The 4,877-nt window shown below is 63.8% G+C and carries 6 protein-coding genes; 3 read left to right on the forward strand and 3 right to left on the reverse strand.

The features are described 5' to 3' along the window. Positions 1–889 (reverse strand): LysR substrate-binding domain-containing protein (locus tag EOC06_RS32655; protein ID WP_164898862.1); only part of this gene is annotated, 889 nt, incomplete at its 3' end. Between the two features lie 145 nt (positions 890–1,034). Between EOC06_RS32655 and EOC06_RS32660 the strand changes: the two genes are divergently transcribed. Next, positions 1,035–2,546, forward strand: a complete 1,512-nt coding sequence (locus EOC06_RS32660; RefSeq protein WP_128309729.1) for an MFS transporter — start codon at positions 1,035–1,037, stop codon at positions 2,544–2,546. Positions 2,547–2,578: 32 nt separating this feature from the next. Here the strand turns inward: EOC06_RS32660 and EOC06_RS32665 are convergent, their stop codons facing one another. Together EOC06_RS32665 and EOC06_RS32670 are read right to left on the reverse strand one after the other, a co-directional pair. After that, complete coding sequence (locus tag EOC06_RS32665; protein ID WP_023813893.1) at positions 2,579–3,238, reverse strand: response regulator transcription factor; 660 nt, start codon at positions 3,236–3,238, stop codon at positions 2,579–2,581. Positions 3,239–3,358: 120 nt separating this feature from the next. Further along, entirely contained in the window at positions 3,359–3,775 is a 417-nt protein-coding gene (locus EOC06_RS32670; RefSeq protein WP_127266720.1) for a hypothetical protein, read from the reverse strand. A gap of 187 nt (positions 3,776–3,962) precedes the next feature. On the opposite strand from EOC06_RS32670, the gene EOC06_RS32675 reads away from it, so the two are divergent. Together EOC06_RS32675 and pyrD are read left to right on the forward strand one after the other, a co-directional pair. Next, a complete protein-coding gene (locus EOC06_RS32675) occupies positions 3,963–4,313 on the forward strand; it encodes a DUF952 domain-containing protein (protein WP_164898863.1) in 351 nt (116 codons plus the stop codon). Continuing rightward, positions 4,310–4,877: dihydroorotate dehydrogenase (quinone) (gene pyrD, locus EOC06_RS32680; RefSeq protein ID WP_128309731.1), on the forward strand; the 568-nt coding region annotated here is incomplete at its 3' end. The genes EOC06_RS32675 and pyrD, both read left to right, overlap by 4 nt.

Consider the following 4,877-nt stretch of genomic DNA (forward strand, 5'->3'; position numbering starts at 1 on the left):
TCTGGGAACTGCGGAACCGGGGCCGTCCGGCATTGCCCGCCACAGGCGGACGATGCTCGCGAAAGGCCATTGCAAGCGTCCTCAGCGCCTCGCGGGACTTGGCGTCCGTCAGCGTCGAAAGCAGCACGATCTCGGAAGGCGGCAGCGCCGGCAGCCCGAATTTCCGGCTGACCTCGATGGTCCCGGATGGGGCAAGCCGGCAGGAAAATACCGAGGCTGCGAGGCCGGCCGAGACGGCCTCGGCAACGGCGAAGGAGCCGCAGCCGAGGAACACCTCCGTCCACGGTATTCCGACAGCGTCGAGCGCGCGGGTGGTGATGTTACGAATACCGCAGGATGGCGAGGATGCCGCCAGGCGCAGCGGCTCGTCGGCCCGGTGGACGAAGCCGGGCGCGGCGTACCAGCCGAAATGTTCGGGCGCCAGCACTTCACCATCGCGCCGGTCGTCCTCCCGGCGGATGATCGCCGCGTCGATCTCACCGCGATCGAAAGCGTCCAGCAGGTCGCGCGAATCATCGAGCCGCACTTCGATGGTGAGCGCCGGGTCATGCGCATTGAGCCGCGCCAGCAATGTCGGGACTTCCGCGCCTCCGACATGGGTGGCGATGCCCAGTGTGAAGCGGCGGCGCACCGAAGACAGGCTGGCAATGGCGCGATCGTGTGCCGCGAGGAAGTCGCGTGCGGGCTGGAGAAACACCGCGCCCTGCGCCGACAAGCGCACCAGCCGGGGCGTGCGCTCGATCAATTTCTGGCCGACGCGCTCTTCCAGCCGCTTCAGCTTCACGCTGATTGCCCCTTGCGTGCTGCCAAGAGCCTCGGCCGCACGCGTAAAGCTCTGAAGATCGGCGATGGCGACGAATGTTTTCACAGCGTCTACGTCCAGCGTCATGTCAGCTATCCGCACTTGTTGTCTCTGAAATAGCCAACCATGCAATTCTAATATGATCAAGCCTCGCCTACCCTGGGGCATACGCGCACCGGGCGAGCTGCGATGGATTCGCCGATTGCCGACAATACGTTCGAAAGGTTGAACCATGCCCACTGTAGTGACCCGCCGAGGCATCGTTGTTCTGTTTGCCGCCTGCCTGGCGTGCCTGATGTTCGGCCTGGAGATTTCAAGCGTTCCCGCGATCCTGCCGACACTGGAGCAGGTGCTGCACGCCGACTTCAAGCAACTGCAATGGGTGATGAACGCCTATACGATCGCGGTCACGACGGTGCTGATGGCGGTCGGCACGATCGCCGATCGTTACGGGCGCAAGCGTGTCTTTCTGGTCGCCATCGCCGCCTTCGGCCTGACATCACTGATCTGCGGCGTCGCCGAAAGCGTCTCCACGCTCATCGTCGCCCGGTTTCTGCAGGGCCTGAGCGGCGGTGCGATGCTGATCTGCCAGCTTGCCGTGCTGTCGCATGAATTCCGGGAAGGGCGCGAACGCGCCGTCGCATGGGGCTGGTGGGGCGTCATCTTCGGCACCGGCCTCGGCTTCGGCCCCATCATCGGCGGCGGCATCGTCGCGGTCTCGAGCTGGCAATGGGTGTTTCTTGTCCACGTGCCGGTTGCGGCGCTGGCGTTCGCCCTCGCTCTGATGGGCGTCCACGAATCGAAGGATCCACAGGCGGGCAAGCTCGACGTAGCAGGCATCCTGACGCTGTCGCCGTCGGTTTTCTGCCTCGTTTTCTACATCATCCAGGGGCCGGATCTGGGTTTCTCCAGCCCTGCCGCGCTGGCGATCCTCGGTATCTCGATAGTGAGCTTCATCGCCTTCCTCATTGCCGAGAAGGTCAGCCAGCGGCCGATGTTCGATTTCTCGGTCTTCCGGATCCGGCCCTTTTCGGGCGCCATCGTCGGCTCTGCCGCGATGAACCTCAGCTATTGGCCTTTCATGATCTACCTGCCGATCTGGTTCCACGCCGGGCTCGGCTATGACACCGTCTCCACCGGCCTTGCCCTGCTTGCCTACACGCTGCCGACGCTTGTGCTGCCGCCGTTGGCAGAGCGCTTTTCGCTGCGTTATCGGCCCGGCATCATCATTCCGGCAGGCCTCGTCATCATCGGCGTCGGGTTCATCCTGATGAAATTCGGCAGCGCCGCCGCGCAACCGGACTGGCTGACGATGCTGCCCGGCTGCCTGATCGCGGGGATGGGTCTGGGAATAACCAACACACCTGTCACCAACACGACGACGGGTTCCGTTTCGAGCGATCGCGCCGGCATGGCCTCCGGCATCGACATGAGCGCGCGCATGGTTTCATTGGCGCTGAACATCGCGGTGATGGGCTTCATCCTGGCCAGCGGTGTGCTGGCGCATCTGGGGCATGCGCTGCCCGACCTCGACGCTGCCCAATTGCGTCTTCTCGCCGAAGCGATCGCTGCTGGAAACCCCATCTCCGGGCTCGCCGGGACCGTCGCCCAGGATGCGTTGCGCAACGGCTTTGGCTGGGTCATGCTCTATGGCGGGATCGGCGTCTGGATCATGGCCGCCATCAGTTTCGCAAGCTTCAACGGCCGGCCGGTGCGGCGGACGGAGGTTCAGTGCTCTGATTGAACATTATTCTGATTGAACTGGCGCCCTGGCGATCAACCCGCCGGCTGCAGCGGGTCGCTGCCGATCTTGGACAGCAGGATCACCGCCTGCGTGCGGCTGTCGACGCCGAGCTTCTGCAGGATGGCGGAGACATGCGCCTTGATGGTAGCCTCCGATACACCGAGTTCATAGGCGATCTGCTTGTTGAGCAGGCCCTCGGCCAGCATGCCCAGCACCCGTGTCTGCTGCGGCGTCAGAGCCTGCAGCCGCTTGATAAGGTCCGATATTTCGGGATCGCGCTCGATGCCGAGATCGACGCCGGCTGGTGCTGCGATGTCGCCGGCAAGCACCGATTGCACGGCGCTGCGGATCTCCTCCATGCTGGCCGACTTGGAGATGAAGCCGGAAGCGCCGAGATCGAGCGCCCGCCTGATGGTCGCCGGATCGTCATGCGCCGACACCACGACCAGCGGCACCGCCGGATGGATGCCACGCAGCGAGACCAGGCCGGACAGGCCGCTGGCGCCCGGCATCGACAGGTCGAGCAGCACCAGATCGACGTCCTCGTTGGCCACGACCAGCGCCTTGGCGCTCTCGAAATCGCCGGCTTCATGGATGGCGGCGACGTTGCCGATGCCGGCGAGCGCTTCGCGCAGCGCACCGCGAAACAGCGGGTGATCGTCGGCGATGACGAAAGAATAGCCTGCCGGCAAATGTCCCTCCCCAAATCCCCGATGATTTTTGGCTTTTCGGGTTCAATTGGACGATTATGAGGGGCTGCGCGCTGTTTTCAAGCGGCAAAGCCAGCGCGCCGCCTCCCCTGGTTGAAGCGCTCAGGTCTTCTGAGCGCCGTCGTCCTTGTCCATATCCTTGACGATGCCCATGAAGCCGCGCAGGAAGCGCTCCATGTAGCTCATGGTCTTGTTGAAATCCTCCTCGCTCGGCAGTTTCGATTCGAGGCGGGCGGAGAGCGAATTCTCGAGCTTGGTGACGCGCTCGTCCATCGCCTTCATCGAGGTTTGCAGGCGGTCGACCTCGTCCTGGAAAGCAGCGCGTTCGTCGGCCGCCATCTTGCAGACGAGCTGGCCCGAACGTTCCTCGCAGATCGACATGGCGCCGGTCTGCGTATCGATACGGACAAAGCCGCTATCGGACTTTTCCAGGCGGTAGCGGTCGGTCTCTTCCGAATAAGCTGAAGCCGCGACCAGCGAAACGAGCGCGGCGGGGATCAAGATGTGCTGCAGACGCATGTTGTCCTCCATGGCCAAGGCCTCAGATATCGCATGTTTGCGCCGGAAATGGGGAAGACCCTTGGCGTGGCCTTTCCCGAATGGCTGGTTCGGAATCTTTTTGACGCAATTCCCAAGGGAAAGCGCTATGCGCTTTTCCCGGGAAAACCGTTTCACACTTTTCCTGGAACTGCTCTATAGCGCAACCATGTCTCAGATTGTCTACAAGATAACCCCGCAAGCGCCTTGGCGCGAGGCCGAAACGCATGGCCGCTTCACCGGCGCGCCGATCGATGTCGCCGATGGCTTCATCCATTTCTCAACGGTAGCACAGGTCAGGGAAACGGCGGCAAAGCACTTTGCCGGCCAGACGGACCTTCTGCTGGTCGCCATCGACGGCGCCGGCCTGGGTGCTGCGCTGAGATACGAGGTCTCGCGCGGCGGCGCGCTGTTTCCGCATCTTTATGGCCCGCTGGACCTCAAGGCCGTGCTGTGGGTCCGGCCGCTGCCGCTTGGCGCCGATGGTGTGCACCAGTTCCCGGCACTGGAGGGGCAATGAGCGTGCTCGACCGGCTCGGCCAGAAGCTGCTGTTCGCCTTCGATCCGGAAACCGCGCATGGCATGTCGATTGCGGCGCTGCGATGCGGCCTGCCTGTCGGTGCGCGGACGACGCTCGACGCGCGGCTGAAGGTCAGCGTCTGCGGCCTCGAGTTCCCCAATCCGCTCGGCATGGCGGCCGGCTATGACAAGAACGCCGAGGTTCCGGACGCGTTGCTTGGCCTGGGCTTCGGTTTCGCCGAGGTCGGTACCATCACGCCGTTGCCGCAGGCCGGCAATCCGAAGCCGCGTATCTTCCGGCTGACTGCCGACGATGCGGTGATCAACCGATTGGGGTTCAACAATGAAGGCCACGCGGCCGCAGAAAAGCGCCTTGCCGCACGTAAGGGCCGCTCCGGCATCGTCGGCGTCAACATCGGCGCCAACAAGGACAGCAGCGACCGCATCGGCGACTATGAGCGCGGTGTCGCCCGGTTTGCGCAATACGCCAGCTATCTCACCGTCAACATCTCCTCGCCCAACACGCCGGGCCTGCGCAACATGCAGGCGCGCGAGCAGCTTGGCG

The sequence above is a fragment of the Mesorhizobium sp. M7A.F.Ca.MR.362.00.0.0 genome (genome assembly GCF_004023175.1).
In the GTDB taxonomy this organism is placed as follows: Bacteria; Pseudomonadota; Alphaproteobacteria; order Rhizobiales; family Rhizobiaceae; genus Mesorhizobium.

Coding starts and splice junctions, on each gene's coding strand:
- EOC06_RS32660 (WP_128309729.1), top strand. CDS start 1,035: ATGCCCACTGTAGTGACCCGCCGAGGCATCGTTGTTCTGTTTGCCGCC.
- EOC06_RS32670 (WP_127266720.1), bottom strand. CDS start 3,775: ATGCGTCTGCAGCACATCTTGATCCCCGCCGCGCTCGTTTCGCTGGTC.
- EOC06_RS32675 (WP_164898863.1), top strand. CDS start 3,963: ATGTCTCAGATTGTCTACAAGATAACCCCGCAAGCGCCTTGGCGCGAG.